This is a genomic window from Methanothermobacter sp. EMTCatA1, assembly GCF_002356395.1.
Taxonomy (GTDB): Archaea; Methanobacteriota; Methanobacteria; order Methanobacteriales; family Methanothermobacteraceae; genus Methanothermobacter; species Methanothermobacter thermautotrophicus.
Genome location: NZ_AP018336.1, coordinates 215,750 through 229,848, shown reverse-complemented (window position 1 = coordinate 229,848; position 14,099 = coordinate 215,750). Strand labels below are relative to the sequence as shown.

Genomic DNA, 14,099 nt, shown 5'->3' with positions numbered 1-14,099 from the left:
TAAATGTATACCCTCATCTGGAAAAGGTTTAACGGTGGGTCCTCCGGCTTAAGCCTCAGGGAAGCCTAAAGGTGGAGGCCTAATGAGGGATGGTGAACTTCGTAATAGTTCTCTATTACGAACGTGTGGTCCGGTACACCATTTAATAAAAATATTGAAATGAAGCTTTCTCCAGGATTATCCCTGTAACTAATAATTCACCTGGCGGCAGATGCTCTGGTTAATTAATCATGGTAGCACCTGCATTGGGGTCCCATGAGTCATATTCCGAGAAGTACTGTCCTGCATCCACATCATAGTACCAGGCCACCCATCCATGGGTGATTTCATCATCATATAAATAGTAGACTGGGCCCCGTATGCGATGGCCTGGTGCAGCCCCCGGTGGACGGGCTGAGTCTGTCCCGGAATCCTCCCCCATATCCACCGAATAATCTACAGCAGGTTTCCTATTGAGGGTATCACTATCTGATGATATGGGTGAATCCCCTTTGTGTTGAACCTCTTCGAAAAGTATCCCTGCCATAAAGGCCACTGCCCCCACCATGATGAAACATAACACAAGAAGAACCCTTGCTCCCCTATCCAAAAAAATCACCCCGTATAACATAAACTGGGTTCATGGAGCAGTGCTGTTTGAGCAATTTATCCACGCATTCCTACCAGCAGATTCCCTGTCTTCACAGGACGTCCCCTGATCCATTCACGGTCCTGATACCGGGTTTATGTATGTAGAATCCTCATTCAGCGCCTTCGATATAGATTATGGACTATTACTATATATTAAAGTTTTTTTATATTATCATCAGAGGTGCTTCAATATTTTGATTCAGGGGGAATATCAGTGGATAAACTGACAAAAATATTGATTGTAGTTTGTCTTGTTCTCTTTGGGGCGCTTTCATTTATGGCGGGTATGATGCTCAACGTTGAGGTGGATTCACAGAATAATTCCTTCAGTTATGATGTTAACACAATAAAGAACCCGACCTCATCCAATAACGAAAGCATTGACAGAATCAAGCCAATGCCAGAGAACTGGGTGGACCAATCAAGGTGCCCCTACTGTGGGGCTCCCTTCTCGTACAGTTATGATGTTCCATGGTACGAGAAGGACGGAATAATGTACGAAAAAAGATACAGGGAATATGAGTGCGGGCATATTATTTTCATGGGAACTGATTATGTACGGATATATCTATGGGACGAAGAGGCCCGGCAGGAAATCCGGAAAGAGGCCATGAAGTATCGGGGAAGACCTCCTAAAGCCATCTAATCCAATATCAGATTTTTAAACTCCAGATCTCAAAGTTCCGGTTAGTTTTTATGTCCCGGATTCATGGAGAACTATTAAATTGGCCGCTCAGTATTCATGAAATATAAGAAAAAGCCAGAAAGTTGTGGAGAACAGGAAAACCATCAATAGAGCCAGTCCCTGTATTCAGGGTTTTCCTTCATGTCCTGGTACAGCCAGACCATCCTGTCAAGGTACCACAGCTTGCCAAGGTAGACCATTGCAAATCCAGGTAAGAGCGGCCACACCTCCAGGCGGTAGACACCCCAAACAATGGGGACCGTCCCGGTGGCTGCTATGAGGTTCAGTATGACCGGGACCCTCCTGTGATGCTCGGGTACAGGGATCCTATCACGGTTCAACCAGACCCTCTCACCGAGAACCGACCTGGATGCCCAGCTGTCCGTAGATTCCGGTCTTTTAAATATCCTGGGATTCAGATAGGTCCAGAGGACCGCGAGGGTTACCGGTATGATAGCCCACCAGCCCAGCCACTCCCTGCTCCAGAACGCTGCAACAAGAAGGGGCAGTGCCGTGAGTCTTGTCCAGACACTCCATGGATTTGCATGCCTCAACCATGTTTCCTCATCCATCCGGAAGGCCGAGGATATTCTCTCCTCAAGGGTCATATAAATATCTATGGAGTTCATTCCTATCAAATGTTTCCCCCCTCAGATACAGTGACAGTACATGTCAGATGCCAGCCACCGTATTCCATTCACCTCCATGGTTTAACTGCTAGGTCCTCTCCCTGTACTGGAGTTCCCTGAAGGGCACCAGTATCTCTGTCCCCCCTTTCTCCTCATCTACAAGTATCTTCAGGTCACCCTCAAGCTGCTCCACAAGGATCCTTACAAGTTTCAGGCCGGTGCCTTCCCCCTCCCCACTGAACCCAATGCCATCATCTGCAAAGCGCATGTGGTACCCCGATTCCCCCTCATCTATCTCAATGTGGACCTCTCCCTTCCCCTCAGGGAATGCATGTTTTATGGCATTTGTCACAAGCTCATTCACCATGAGGCAGAGGGGCATTGCTGTTTCAAGGTTGAGTCTGAGGTCAGCCCTGATATTGAATCCCACACCATGTGCACCCAGCAGGGATTTGAGGTGCTCTGTCATCCGGGAGATGCATGATTCGATGTGTACACTGCTGTAGCCATCAGTGCTGTAGAGTGACTCCTGTATTATGGTCATGGCCCTCACCCTGGTCTGGGTAGCCAGGAGCGCCTCCTTTACCGGGCCATCTGCATCCTGAAGCTGGATGTTTATGAGGCTTGTGATTATCTGAAGGTTGTTCCTGACCCTGTGCTGAAGTTCCCTCAGCAGCGCCTCCTTCTCCCTGAGGGATGACCGCAGGTCCTCCTGTACCTCCACAAGCCCGCTTATATCCATCAGGGATATGATCCCACCATCATCCAGGGGTATGGCCCATCCCGTGAAGTACCTCCCACCTGACCTGATGGTTCCTATGGGCTGTGGAAGATCCTTACCCTCCAGGTTTTCCCTCCACAGTCTCCTGAGGTCCAGTTCCAGGTTCTTCATCGCGGTGTTGCTGTGCAGGACTTCCCCGTTACGGTCCAGGACCGCCACCGCCTCCTCAAGGTTATCCACAACATTCCTGAAGAACCTCCACATCCTCTGGCTTTTCCTCTGATTTTTTATTCTCTCATAATCCACCACGTTGAGTTTGTAGGCTGTGAATGTTATTATTACAATTAAAAGTGCCAGGTTCAGGGTGGCCAGGAAGACATCGGCAGAGAATGGTATGTGGCTGCTGCCGCTGATTACTATGAATGACGTGAGGGTCAGGGACCCTATCACGATGGGTATCAGCATCCTCCCGGTGTAGCCCCCGATCCTCCCTGAATAGAGTGGCTCCACAACACCATGGGATGGGTGGGTGCTGAGGAGACCTATGGCCAGGAACACCATCATTGCAGCAGAGGTTATGCATGCCCTGAAATGCGGCTCTGTTTCCGTAATCCCTGTAATCTCTGATAGGAACAGTGCATATGCCACTGTACCCGCAGTGTAACTGATTATCTGGGCAGCCGAGTATCTTTCAATTGAAAAAAGGATCACTGCAGTGGAGTATGATATGATTATCATGGATGTTACTGTCCATGCCTGAGGGTGGAGGGGCTGGCTACCTCCAGAGAACTGGATGGCCAGGACCATCAGTGATAGAACGAGGGATGTTACTTTCCTAGAAGCCTTCAGGGCGAGTATGGCGGCGGCCAGGAGAATGAAGCTCATGAATATGGTCGGGTCCTTATCAAGGAAGGGTCCAACCTTGGGTGTCTGGAGTGCCCCGGTTAACCATAGAATCAGTGCCATGACGGATATTGTGAGTACAGAAATGCTCATTGAAAGTGTTATCTTTTCATCGAGGGATTCTGGTCTTAATAAAGCTGCAGAGCCCATTTCAATCACCTTTCTGATCTATAAACATGATATAATAAATATTTTTTCGAAAAAATCTTTAAATGGAATATCTGGGGGAACTGACAGGATAATAACCATTTTAAGGCCTGCCGGGCGGAGATTCGGTGTTTCACGTCCGGCGAGTACCGGCTTCTTATGTAACTCAAAGGTCACGGTTACATAAGAAACACCTTCAGCAGCAAAAACACTGAGTTTATGGTCATTTAATTGTGATCTGACTGCAAACAGAAGTTACTGCAGATGGACGGGCGGGAAAATAACGGATAAAGAATCTGAAGTCTCAAAGATAGAAACAGAAGAGAGAATGATTCCAGATAATGTCAGTTATTTTTTAAATTTCAATTTATAAGTTAAAAACATTTTTTGAAGTAGTCAGATTCAATAATTAATTATGAGTTAATTAAATTGACATCTAAATTTCAAATAGAAACTTTTAATTATATAAACATTCAATTATGCTGTAATTATTGAACAAGTTAATAATAAAACAGAACAGTTAATGAATAAGGTGATATAATATGTCTTCAGATGATGACGGAAAAACTGGCAGATTACGTGGATGGTGGAGTAAAAGGAGCAGTTACAGCAGAAAGGGTATCATAATCCTCGGCATAATACTCTGGGTATGCATCACCTACTCACTGGGTTACAGCGAGGGGGTGGACTCTGCCACAGAAATGGACGATGAAAGATTTCATGTGAATATCGTAAATTACACCATAACTCATGATCATGACGGTATTTACAATATCACCTTTGAGATTCAGAACAACTATGAAGAAACCGTGTTTGTTGATGATATCAGCATAACAGGTTTTAACTCAAGTGAAGATCGTTTGCATGGGTGGGCTTTTGGGTATTATGTACTCCCCCCTGGTAAGAAGACCAGAATCGAAGGGATCATCTGGGAGGAACATCCCAACATTCTTACTGTTGGACTTCAAACACAAGCACACGTTTTTTAGAGGACTTAAGCTTTGATTGACTTAATAAGGTGATTTAATGTCTTCAGATGTTGATGATGGAAAAACTGGCAGATCAGGTGGATGGTGGAGTAGAAGGAGTACCTTTACAAAGGCAACCCTGATCATAATATCCTTACTAATAGTGGGATTCCTCAGTTTTGTGTTGGGTCATATTAATGGGTCGTCAGCTGTCGATGAGGTCATCGAGAGTAAAGCCCAGGTAGAGGTCCTCAACTACACTGTCTTCTCAGATTACACTGGAGACTATGTTGTGAAAGGGGAGATCCAGAACAGATACAGCTCAGCCATGCATATCGATTATGTCTGGGTCAAGGGATTTAACAGTGATGGAGATCTCATAGCCATTGGAATGGCTCCGGTATTCAGAGGGTCATCCCTCATAAACACCCTGGGACCAGGTGAAAGGGCCTATTTTGAAACAACAGACTGGAGCTTCGATGAGGGCTACGGACCTGAGGATGTGGTATTCTTTGGTATCACGGCCCGTGGTAACCTGTTAACTCCATCAGGAAAGTTCTGCACTTGAAATGGATGGTGAGCTGATATCCCTTTTTTATTTTTCTTATATTGTCCATTCAGACTATGAAGACACTCAGTGCCTCCTGAATAACCCTGATATTACCATCTTCACTTTATTCAGATTTATGATGTCAGATCCATCTTCAGGATCATCTGCGGACTCACTTCCAGATACAGAGAATCCAGAGTTATTTAAAATATCAAAAAGATCCTCCCTCTCCTCCAGTAAAGCGTTAAAATCCTCATTATCCCTCAATAAGTCTTTAAGTGATTCATTTTTCATCAAAAGTCCGGTTCCGATTAGATATGCGAATATATGGCGGCGTTCTTCAGAATCAGATTCCATGATTTCGTCAGTGATATCAGCACCATCCCATAACCTCTGAATGGTCATCAGAATCCTGCTCCTCTCTGTGACCTCCCCTGGAAGTTTTATGTCCTCCTCAGTGAGATAACCATCAAGAACCAGTGACTCAATGAAACCCGCCATGGAATCACATGATGCGCCCTCAATGAGGAACTTCAGCATGGTCGCCGGAGGTAAATCAGGATCAGTGAGGGTCATGCCAAAGACTTCATGGAATTTTCTCCTGAACTGCCCCTCAATGGGGTCCCTGTTGATGTAAGAAAAGTTTTCCAGCTGGGGCATTACCTCCTCAACTGAGGAGGGTGGCTCCATGGAATCAACCAGGAGCGACAGCCGGTAGGCTGCATTGATATCCTCCCTTGAAACTCTTTCATCACAGTTCTCCAGCCATCTCTCATAGGTTGAAACGGGATGTAAAAGCCCTGCTGATTCGCCCGGGCAATCAACTGTTCGGTTATACAGGTCAACAGAAACAGGGTTCCCTCCATAGGGCATTTCCTCCTGGAATCCGAGTATTTTAAGGGGATAATGGTAGAGGCTGCCTCCATCAAAGGCTGAATCCCATCCAAGGTTGACCTTCAGTTCATCCGGGATGTAGAAGAGAACCTCATCCAGCAGTTCTGATACATCAGAGGGTTCACCGGCTAAAAGCAGAGGTGGGCAGTCCCTGATCCCTGAAGCCATCTTAAAAAGGTATGATGTTATCTTCAGTTTAAGGTCATCGGACAGTGGGGGGCGCATATCCCCGGGGGGAGAATAACCTGAAATCTCTATAGCCTCAATGTTACCGCTATTCCTGTCAACGATTCCTGAGTTTAAAAGGTCTTCGATCCCATTAAATACATGGCCTTTCACGATATCAAAGAGTTCAAGGGGTGTTTGAGCCATCATCCAGATTTCAGGCGGGAATAAAAATCCATGGCACAGGAAGAGGCCTCCCCTCCCAAAGACATCCCTCTCCTCAGGAAGGTCAGTGAGGTAAAGGATTGCAAGATAATCCATATCATCTATCTTCCTGTAAAAAACCGTTAATTTATCTCTAAAGCCATCTATCTGTGGCTTGTGTATCATTCTCTCCATTTCATAAAGGTCTTCCCTTGAAATAAGATCCACAGGATAGAAGACTGTGTGAAAATCCCTTATATTCCATGGAGATTCTTCAGGTGGCACCTTGGTGTATACAAACTGGTATATTTCCATGAACACCTACCTCCTCCTGATTTTGCCAATAAAACTCCTGACACCCTGTGCTGATTCACGGGAGCATGCGCTCCTCATTGCAAAGACGAGTGGATTGATGACCCCCTTTGGGTGCTCCGGTTCAAGTTTCGTGACCAGGGTATCCCCCACTGGACTGGCACCTGTTGATGAGATCAGTGTATACTTAACACCTTTAAAATTGTTTTCAGCCAGATTAACAAATCCTCCACAGCCCTCACTTCTCAGCCATTCCCTTATCCTCTCAGAATAGTTATCAAGGGCACTGAATCTGGCCTCCAGGTCATCATTCATCCACCAGTTACATGAAGATTCGTTTAAAAATTTATGGAGGTCCTCAGGGAGGATGTCAATCTCATCGGCCTTTGTCAGAAGCACAACCATTTCCTGCTTATCTGAAAGGTCAACATGCATCTTCTCATAGACCCCCCTTATGTATATATCAAGGAGACGCTCCATTTCAAAACTCACATCACCCATATCACACTCACCAAGGCCGCTCTCACTGAGGCTTATGAGAAAGAACACCGTGTCGGCATGGGCAACGAATCTTCCCATATCGGTTATCTTTTCGGCGCTTTCATAAACCCTTCCCGCCGTATCATAGAAGCTGAGGAAGATGTCACCCATGGATGGAACATTCTGCAGATGTATGAGGGCGGGTCTGGGAAAATTTTCAGGTGTGCTCGCTGGAAGCCTTGAGTTTTCAAATTTCCTGACATCTGAATATTTTATTTTATGGGTGTGGTCATCACAGGTGCGCCATGAGAAGTTCCTCCATATATCCCTGTTTGAAAGGACCCTCAGGGTATAAAAGAGGCTTGTAAGATAAACCGTCTTTCCGTGACCCGTGAATCCGACAAGACCTATCCTGGCCCTTGAGTTAAGGGGGTCAACATAATCCTTTGGGAGTGCCTCCTGACATTCCCTGCAGCAGTAGCCGATCCCCGGTTTGAGTTCAGGTCTGGTCTCATTCAGGCAGTAGGGACATCTAAGATCCATCACCCAGCCTCCTTCTGAGTTCCTCCCAGAATTCAACATCAAAGATTCCGGTCATGTAAACACCATCTGCACCTACTTTGAGTTCAGCTTCCATTTCAGAACAGGCCATCACCCTGTCCCTGAATTCAGCATAGCGTTCTGTAAGAAAATAAACATCCTGATTTGTGCTTCCACGCCAGAGCAACGGCGCACTCTTTTCCTCAATGTAAGGGCCGTCTATGAGCACATCTACAAATTCAAGGAGCTCGAGCCCGCCCTCTATGTTCCCTTTAAGGATTTCATCCATTTCATATCCTGTGAAGCATACCACTGTGAGGCCCATCGACTTAACAGCCCCGGCAAGCTTCACCAGCTCCATGGCCTGGGCGAGGGGTTCGCCACCGGTGAAGGTCACCCCCTCTATTTCATCCCTGAGATCCCTGATCATATCAACCAGCCGGGCAGTTTCAATGAGATGGCCGCCATCCTCATCATGGAACTCCGGATTCAGACACCCCCTGCAGCGGATGGGACACCCCTGAAACCATATGACAAACCTTCTTCCAGGACCATTAACCCTTGAGGATATAAGAAACCTGCCAACCCTCAGTTTACCCATAATATACCTCCATGATTCCAGTACAGATTCAGTACCTCCTAAACCAGGACGTAGAGATACACCATCATCCCCCCTAAATAATTCAGCACCCACTGCAGAATTCACACGGACACACCACCATCATCCCCTTACAACCCTGAATCCAATCATGCCCTGAACCATGTCCATTTTAACCTCCTTGAGTTCTTCTGGGGCCCATGTATTTGGGAGAAGACTGTGAAAGGGTTTTCCAGCGACCCTATTCTCAATTCCATGGATCCTCTCAAAAATTCCCTCCCTCATAAGGGGACAGAGACCGGCTTCCAGCCAGTGAAGAACCGGCTCCGGGGATCTACCATTGCAGATCATTTTAAGAGCAGGGGATACTTCAGCTATACCCTCAGATAGTTCAAGAAGGGCCTTCCATTCATCCAGGGTGGGCAGTCTGTATTCAGGTCCGAGGTAGCCGAGGAAGTCCTCAATAACATCAAGATCCAGACCCGTGATGAATAACTCCCATACCCTATCACCCGGGTTCCTCAGCTCCTGCGGGGATTCAATTCCAGGACCCCCCTGTACCACTCATCGGTGTAGTCAGAGCCCTCATCATCCACAAGGAAACGTTCAAACTGGTACTTGCTGACAGGGAACAGGCCGATGGAATGATCCCAGCTGTCCAGCTGGATCAATGGAAATCCTGTTCGATCAAATACTATAGAATAATGCGAATAGATCATCATCAACCCTCTCGTATGGTTCCACGTCCTTCAGGTACTCCCATCCACCATCATCCTTCAGACGGTAAATCTTACCCTCCGCGGTTATTATCTTCCCATCCTCCAGGGGATATGCATGGGCATCTGCCAGTGAAATGTATTCATCTCCCCTGAAGAGGATGCATCTGCCTGCGGGCAGTCCCCTTAAAATCAGGTCCCCGGAGGGGCATGTCATGGTATCAAAGGCGTGTTTTTCACCGCAGCTGGGGCATTTGAAGTCCCTTTTCTCTGTGGCGGATCTGATGATGTCCCTCAGATCATCAGGGATCTTATTCCATTTCTGATCAAACCAGGGCCTTTCCTCCTTAAAACCTACCCTCTCTGTCAGTGACCCCCTCTGACGTCTTATATTGAGTTCTGGAACTCTGTCCTTACAGATTGCTGCAAGGTGGATTTTTAAAGGCTCAGATGATGGTTCAATATTCAGGAGGAAGTCCCCATCCCTGAACACTATCTCTGATGATCTGAATGGCTCAACACTGTAACGCAACGGGACAAAGCCATCACCGGAAACAAAAACCTCGGTAGGCTCATTGTTTAGGAGGGGAGCTATCTGGAGGTTGATGTTTGATCTGCCGATAACCCTGTAGGGGCCTTCAATGTCCCCATCACCCATGTTGATGAAGACCAGCCTCTCAGGGACATCCGTACCCTCCCAGTCCTCAATATCAATGGGGACCCGTGATGAAACAAGGATTATGATACCTGTGAATTTTTCCTCATTGAGTTTCTCAAGGACCGGGTTTATTAGAAGGGGTCTGTTCCTGCCCCTGCTGAGACATCGCGGACCATCTCTCCGGAGGTCCCCGGAGGTTCTGATGGCTTCGTGTTCCCTCTGGCCAGGGAAGTAGACCCTGTTAACCCTCCCCGGGAAGGAATCGATAACTTCAGCTGAAACCTTCATTATATCCTCCCAGAGGACCGGTGATGGCTCAAGCACAAGGACCAGGGGCGTTGTCAGGTTCACCTCACAGTAAAGGTTCATGATCTCCGGCATCTGATTACATCCCCATCAACATATACTTCGAAATTTATATCTGACATTCCCCTCTCCTCTGCAAGGAGCAGCTGGTCAGCCACTATGTTCCCTATTTCATCTTCAAGGGCATTTACAAGACCTCTGCCCCCGAACTCTGATATTGAATCTCCATACTTCTCAAGGAAATATCCAGTTAATTCCCCGGAGAGGTGGAGCCGGTGCCCCCTGCCTGCGAATTTGTCGCGGAAGTTCTCTGAAATGTCCTTGAGTTTGTTTTCAATTATGTTCACCTGGTAATCTGATTTTTTCAGGTAGTTGAAGGCTATTATATGTGAGCCTATCCTGTTAAGAAGTTCTCTTCTTGATATCTCATGCATGAAGAACTCTCTAACACTGCGCGTGAAGTGTTCCCTCACCCTTCTCTCCCTTTCAGAGTCAGAGAGATCGCTGTCATTTATTATTTCATCAAGTTTCCTCTGTTCAGATGTGGTGTTTCCCCTGCTGTCCACGGTTCTGGTCCCGATGTTGGATGTGAATATTATCACGCTCTCTGTGAAGAAGACCGTCTGTCCCCTGCTGTCTGTGAGGCGTCCATCATCAAGGATCTGAAGGAATATATCCATTATCTTGGGGTGAGCCTTTTCGATCTCATCAAAGAGGATGACCGAGAATGGTCTGTTCTTTATGGCGTTGGTGAGCTGTCCTCCCTGTTCATATCCAACATAACCTGGAGGAGAACCTATGAGCTTTGATACTGTGTGCTCTTCCTTGAATTCACTCATGTCAAACCTTAAAAATGCTTCCTCCGTATCAAACAGGTACTCTGCCAGTTTTTTGGCCAGGAATGTTTTACCAACACCTGTAGGCCCTGCGAAGAAGAACGTTGCCTTTGGTTTTGACTGTCCCCCCGATGAAAGGCCCACGACACCTGAACGTGCCTTCTTTATTGCATTCACTATCTCCCTGACCGCATGATCCTGTCCGACAACCCTCTCCAGAAACCAGTTCTCTGCCGAGTCCAGAAGCCCCTTTGGAGGCCCTGTGAGTGGTATCCTGCTCCATGGATCCTCTTCGGTACCTATACGGTACCTGTTAACTATTTTTCTCAGCATTGAAGAGGAGACTTCCTGGTTCTCATCAATTTCTTCCAGGACGTCGCTGAGGATGTTTTCGAGGTCCTTCATGTAGAGGCCCTCTGTGATGTTGGAGAGTAAGTCTATCTGATCGGATGGGATGCTTGCTGAGGCCAGTGTTGTGGAATAGTAAAGGTGTCTCTCTGCTCTGTCAGGGAGGGGTATCTCCATCACTGCTACACGGGGCGAGTTCGTATAGTACTCAACCGGGATCATCGTGTCCCTGAGGGCGATCATTATGAGGCGGTTGTTTTCAGATATGTTCTCTATTATCTTCTGTATGAGCGTCACAAGTTCTGCTGTGGGTTCAGAGTACATTCCATCTGGAGCGTAGCCTGTGATCTTGTCGATGTAATTTATAATAAAGATCTTTTTCTCATCAATGGAGGTTATTTCGTCCTCCAGCCATCTGTGGAGTACGTCACTGACTCTGTCCTGGCTTTCGGTTTCCCTTATCTCTGGCTGGTCCCCATTGAGTGGTGTGATCCTTTCAAGTGACCACATGGGGGAGTGGCCCCTCCCTTCATGGTCAAAGAATGAACCCCAGCTCACTGTCTTATCGTATCCAAGTTCCCTGCCGGTCCTGTTGATAAGGTCTGTGAGGCCCCTGACGAGGTTTCCTTCCTCGGTGAGGTATGCGGTGTCCCTTATGTTTCCGTGGATTATGAGTACCTCTTTCTGATTCAGCAGTCTTTTAAGGTTATCCTGCCATACTGCCATGGATCAACATCTCCATCATATCCTTCTCATGCGACTTTCTGGAAGCCTCTTTGCTTTCTTCTCCTTTAAGACTGGTTTATTCCTGGGTCCTCCCTGGTTCCCTTCGAATTTTGTCCGGATACCATATTCCTGGAGTTTCTCTGAGAATCTGTCGAACTGTTCATAACAGGCTCCATCTTCAGCTGAAAATGGTGATTCAACATCTATTCTGTCCATGGTAAGTGAAAAGCGCATCTTTCCCGCGGAATATGATTTCAGCTCATATATGAGGGGGCTGGATGGGTCCTTATCATCCTCAAGGTATGGTTCTGAAACTTCCTTCCAGCCCATCCTTTCAGCGACCTCTTTAACGGAAGAGAGAACATGCCTGCGCATCCTGTCGTTTGATTCGAGTTTCTCGGCTTCCTCGATGAGGTCTCTCAGTTCATCTTCAAGACCTGGAATCCTGGTTTCGGCCCCGCTGAAGTCCCCCCTTTTCACGGCCTCCATGGCCCTCTCAATCTTCTCCCTGAACCTCTCTGAATCCGAAGACTTCCACTTCTCAAGAAGGTCCTTTTTCCAATTAAATCCTGCATTGATACTCTCAAGTTTTAACATGACCCTCCTTTCCCTTCTGGCCTTAACCTTTATATCGACCACGGTCCCCAGCAGTTCCCTGGCCATCTTCTCAGTACGTTTGAGGTCACTCTCAATTTTCTGGAGTTCGTTGCTGTTCATCGTGCTGTCGATATATACATCCGTGGCCCCATTAATCCAGGATTTCACCCCCGCAATTTCAGGAGACCTCTTCCATGCCCCATCAGGAATTTCATCCAGGTTTCTCAGTATCTCCGACTTCAGACCCTCAATCCTGGTCCTTGAACTGGCTATACCCGATAATGCCATCTCCCTTGCCTGAATCTCCCTTTCAAACTCAACCGGCGAGAATTTAAGTCCACTCATAGAATCACCATAAATTAACTGAACCACATTATGGTATGATTATACTTTAATTGTTTTTAACTTTATTTATAAAATGATGATTAGTTAACTTTATTAGATGAATGAAATTTAATCTAATCATCACACTGTAAAAGTTGAGGGTGGTGTCTATGGAAGGAGAGGATACCTGCGCTGGCTGTCTATTTCTGATTGTAATCCTTTTTGTATCCTATCTAATAATATCATGGATAGGTGTGTGGGGTTATCTGGCCCTGATAGCCATCATTGTTCTCTTATTGTTCTTGGTAGGTATTTCAGGCTCCCCTGATCAGCAGGAGCATCCCGGAACCCATGCTTCCGCCAAAACAGTGCCGCCCATAAATGGTGATATGATCGCCCTGAATGGCTTGAGGGACGGACTTGACCCTGAGAGCCCTGAATACGGGGATGTAATTAAAAAGATCACTGGATACCTCAGGGACTCCTCTGATCCAGAGGTGAGGGCCAGGGCCGCAGATTACCTTGGAGAGACAGGGGACGCCGTGGTCCTTGATGCACTGAGGGAAGCCCTCAACGACCCCCATGAAACTGTCAGGGTAGCTACCAGGAAGGCCATTGAGAAACTGAAGAAGGCTCAGAGGCCCCTGAAGGATAATTACGGGACACTGATATGCGGGAGGGACCTCTTCAGACCAAAGAAAATCCACACCCGGGAGGGCCAGTTCGTGGTCTGCCGCGTCTGCGGTCACTCAAAGTTCCTTGAGGATGGTGTAAAGGAGGTTGTGGGTATAATCGGTGATGCTGAATACTCATGGAGACAGGAAGACAGGTTATTCATCAGCATGTGGGATGAGAAAACAAAAAATGCGAGAAACGCAGACATCGACACCCTCTGGATCACCGAAGCAGATGACCTTAACTATGGCTGGGCCATAGATGCTGTATATCAGAAACTCCAAAATGATGTGACAAGGGCAAAGCCAATCAGCGAAATACCTGTGATCATAAAGGGTGTCCCTGAACTATCTGAAGAAGAAATTGAAATCCTCCAGAACTTTGGAGGAATAAAAAATGGGATCTGATGAGATTCAGGATCCCTACACGGGTGTCCTATCAGCTGTTTCTGATACACTCTGGATTGGCTAGCATCTGCAGATGTAAC

At 46.9% G+C, this 14,099-nt stretch carries 15 protein-coding genes; 4 read left to right on the top strand and 11 right to left on the bottom strand.

All coding sequences use genetic code 11. The features are described 5' to 3' along the window. Window positions 1-220: 220 nt before the first annotated feature. Window positions 221-589 (bottom strand): hypothetical protein, encoded by a 369-nt coding sequence (locus tca_RS01360; RefSeq protein ID WP_269889733.1) that lies wholly within the window; start codon window positions 587-589, stop codon window positions 221-223. 255 nt (window positions 590-844) lie between these two features. Between tca_RS01360 and tca_RS01355 the strand changes: the two genes are divergently transcribed. Next, a complete protein-coding gene (locus tag tca_RS01355; RefSeq protein ID WP_048060788.1) occupies window positions 845-1,276 on the top strand; it encodes a hypothetical protein in 432 nt (143 codons plus the stop codon). Window positions 1,277-1,419: 143 nt separating this feature from the next. On the opposite strand, the gene tca_RS01350 is transcribed toward tca_RS01355, so the two are convergent. Then, a complete protein-coding gene (locus tca_RS01350; protein ID WP_333473078.1) occupies window positions 1,420-1,944 on the bottom strand; it encodes a DUF6653 family protein in 525 nt (174 codons plus the stop codon). Window positions 1,945-2,032: 88 nt separating this feature from the next. Further along, window positions 2,033-3,718, bottom strand: a complete 1,686-nt coding sequence (locus tca_RS01345) for a sensor histidine kinase (protein ID WP_052261146.1) — start codon at window positions 3,716-3,718, stop codon at window positions 2,033-2,035. 539 nt (window positions 3,719-4,257) lie between these two features. On the opposite strand from tca_RS01345, the gene tca_RS01340 reads away from it, so the two are divergent. Both tca_RS01340 and tca_RS01335 read left to right on the top strand, forming a co-directional pair. Then, the gene (locus tca_RS01340; protein ID WP_010875930.1) at window positions 4,258-4,704 is read left to right on the top strand and encodes a hypothetical protein; all 447 of its coding nucleotides are present in this window, start codon (window positions 4,258-4,260) and stop codon (window positions 4,702-4,704) included. Window positions 4,705-4,741: 37 nt separating this feature from the next. Further along, the gene (locus tca_RS01335; RefSeq protein WP_010875929.1) at window positions 4,742-5,251 is read left to right on the top strand and encodes a hypothetical protein; all 510 of its coding nucleotides are present in this window, start codon (window positions 4,742-4,744) and stop codon (window positions 5,249-5,251) included. Window positions 5,252-5,317: 66 nt separating this feature from the next. On the opposite strand, the gene tca_RS01330 is transcribed toward tca_RS01335, so the two are convergent. The 8 genes from tca_RS01330 to tca_RS01295 all read right to left on the bottom strand — a co-directional run bounded on the left by tca_RS01330 (window position 5,318) and on the right by tca_RS01295 (window position 12,958). Further along, window positions 5,318-6,811 carry a hypothetical protein gene (locus tca_RS01330; RefSeq protein WP_143485721.1) on the bottom strand — a complete coding sequence of 498 codons (1,494 nt, stop codon included), beginning with the start codon at window positions 6,809-6,811 and terminating at the stop codon, window positions 5,318-5,320. Window positions 6,812-6,817: 6 nt separating this feature from the next. Further along, window positions 6,818-7,831: a hypothetical protein gene (locus tca_RS01325; protein WP_010875927.1), complete on the bottom strand. Its 1,014-nt coding sequence runs from the start codon at window positions 7,829-7,831 to the stop codon at window positions 6,818-6,820. Continuing rightward, entirely contained in the window at window positions 7,821-8,429 is a 609-nt protein-coding gene (locus tca_RS01320; RefSeq protein WP_048060787.1) for a 4Fe-4S single cluster domain-containing protein, read from the bottom strand. Before tca_RS01320 ends, tca_RS01325 begins: the two co-directional genes overlap by 11 nt. Before the next feature lie 120 nt (window positions 8,430-8,549). Then, on the bottom strand, window positions 8,550-8,990 hold the full coding sequence (locus tca_RS01315; RefSeq protein ID WP_010875925.1) for a hypothetical protein: 441 nt from the start codon (window positions 8,988-8,990) through the stop codon (window positions 8,550-8,552). Next, window positions 8,948-9,097, bottom strand: a complete 150-nt coding sequence (locus tca_RS01310) for a hypothetical protein (RefSeq protein WP_158296316.1) — start codon at window positions 9,095-9,097, stop codon at window positions 8,948-8,950. Before tca_RS01310 ends, tca_RS01315 begins: the two co-directional genes overlap by 43 nt. Before the next feature lie 16 nt (window positions 9,098-9,113). Then, the gene (locus tca_RS01305; protein ID WP_010875924.1) at window positions 9,114-10,169 is read right to left on the bottom strand and encodes a hypothetical protein; all 1,056 of its coding nucleotides are present in this window, start codon (window positions 10,167-10,169) and stop codon (window positions 9,114-9,116) included. Beyond that, entirely contained in the window at window positions 10,166-12,016 is a 1,851-nt protein-coding gene (locus tca_RS01300) for an AAA family ATPase (protein WP_010875923.1), read from the bottom strand. Before tca_RS01300 ends, tca_RS01305 begins: the two co-directional genes overlap by 4 nt. A 15-nt stretch (window positions 12,017-12,031) precedes the next feature. Continuing rightward, window positions 12,032-12,958, bottom strand: coding sequence for a hypothetical protein (locus tca_RS01295; RefSeq protein ID WP_048060785.1), 927 nt, complete (start codon window positions 12,956-12,958; stop codon window positions 12,032-12,034). A gap of 368 nt (window positions 12,959-13,326) precedes the next feature. On the opposite strand from tca_RS01295, the gene tca_RS01290 reads away from it, so the two are divergent. Then, the gene (locus tag tca_RS01290) at window positions 13,327-14,019 is read left to right on the top strand and encodes a HEAT repeat domain-containing protein (protein ID WP_158296315.1); all 693 of its coding nucleotides are present in this window, start codon (window positions 13,327-13,329) and stop codon (window positions 14,017-14,019) included. Window positions 14,020-14,099 lie beyond the last annotated feature (80 nt).

Bases quoted from the DNA above. Each gene is read 5' to 3' on its own strand.
- tca_RS01330 (WP_143485721.1), bottom strand. From the start codon at position 6,811: ATGGAAATATACCAGTTTGTATACACCAAGGTGCCACCTGAAGAATCT.
- tca_RS01350 (WP_333473078.1), bottom strand. From the start codon at position 1,944: ATGAACTCCATAGATATTTATATGACCCTTGAGGAGAGAATATCCTCG.
- tca_RS01335 (WP_010875929.1), top strand. From the start codon at position 4,742: ATGTCTTCAGATGTTGATGATGGAAAAACTGGCAGATCAGGTGGATGG.
- tca_RS01345 (WP_052261146.1), bottom strand. From the start codon at position 3,718: ATGGGCTCTGCAGCTTTATTAAGACCAGAATCCCTCGATGAAAAGATA.
- tca_RS01320 (WP_048060787.1), bottom strand. From the start codon at position 8,429: ATGGGTAAACTGAGGGTTGGCAGGTTTCTTATATCCTCAAGGGTTAAT.
- tca_RS01300 (WP_010875923.1), bottom strand. From the start codon at position 12,016: ATGGCAGTATGGCAGGATAACCTTAAAAGACTGCTGAATCAGAAAGAG.
- tca_RS01295 (WP_048060785.1), bottom strand. From the start codon at position 12,958: ATGAGTGGACTTAAATTCTCGCCGGTTGAGTTTGAAAGGGAGATTCAG.
- tca_RS01290 (WP_158296315.1), top strand. From the start codon at position 13,327: ATGATCGCCCTGAATGGCTTGAGGGACGGACTTGACCCTGAGAGCCCT.
- tca_RS01340 (WP_010875930.1), top strand. From the start codon at position 4,258: ATGTCTTCAGATGATGACGGAAAAACTGGCAGATTACGTGGATGGTGG.
- tca_RS01325 (WP_010875927.1), bottom strand. From the start codon at position 7,831: ATGGATCTTAGATGTCCCTACTGCCTGAATGAGACCAGACCTGAACTC.
- tca_RS01305 (WP_010875924.1), bottom strand. From the start codon at position 10,169: ATGAACCTTTACTGTGAGGTGAACCTGACAACGCCCCTGGTCCTTGTG.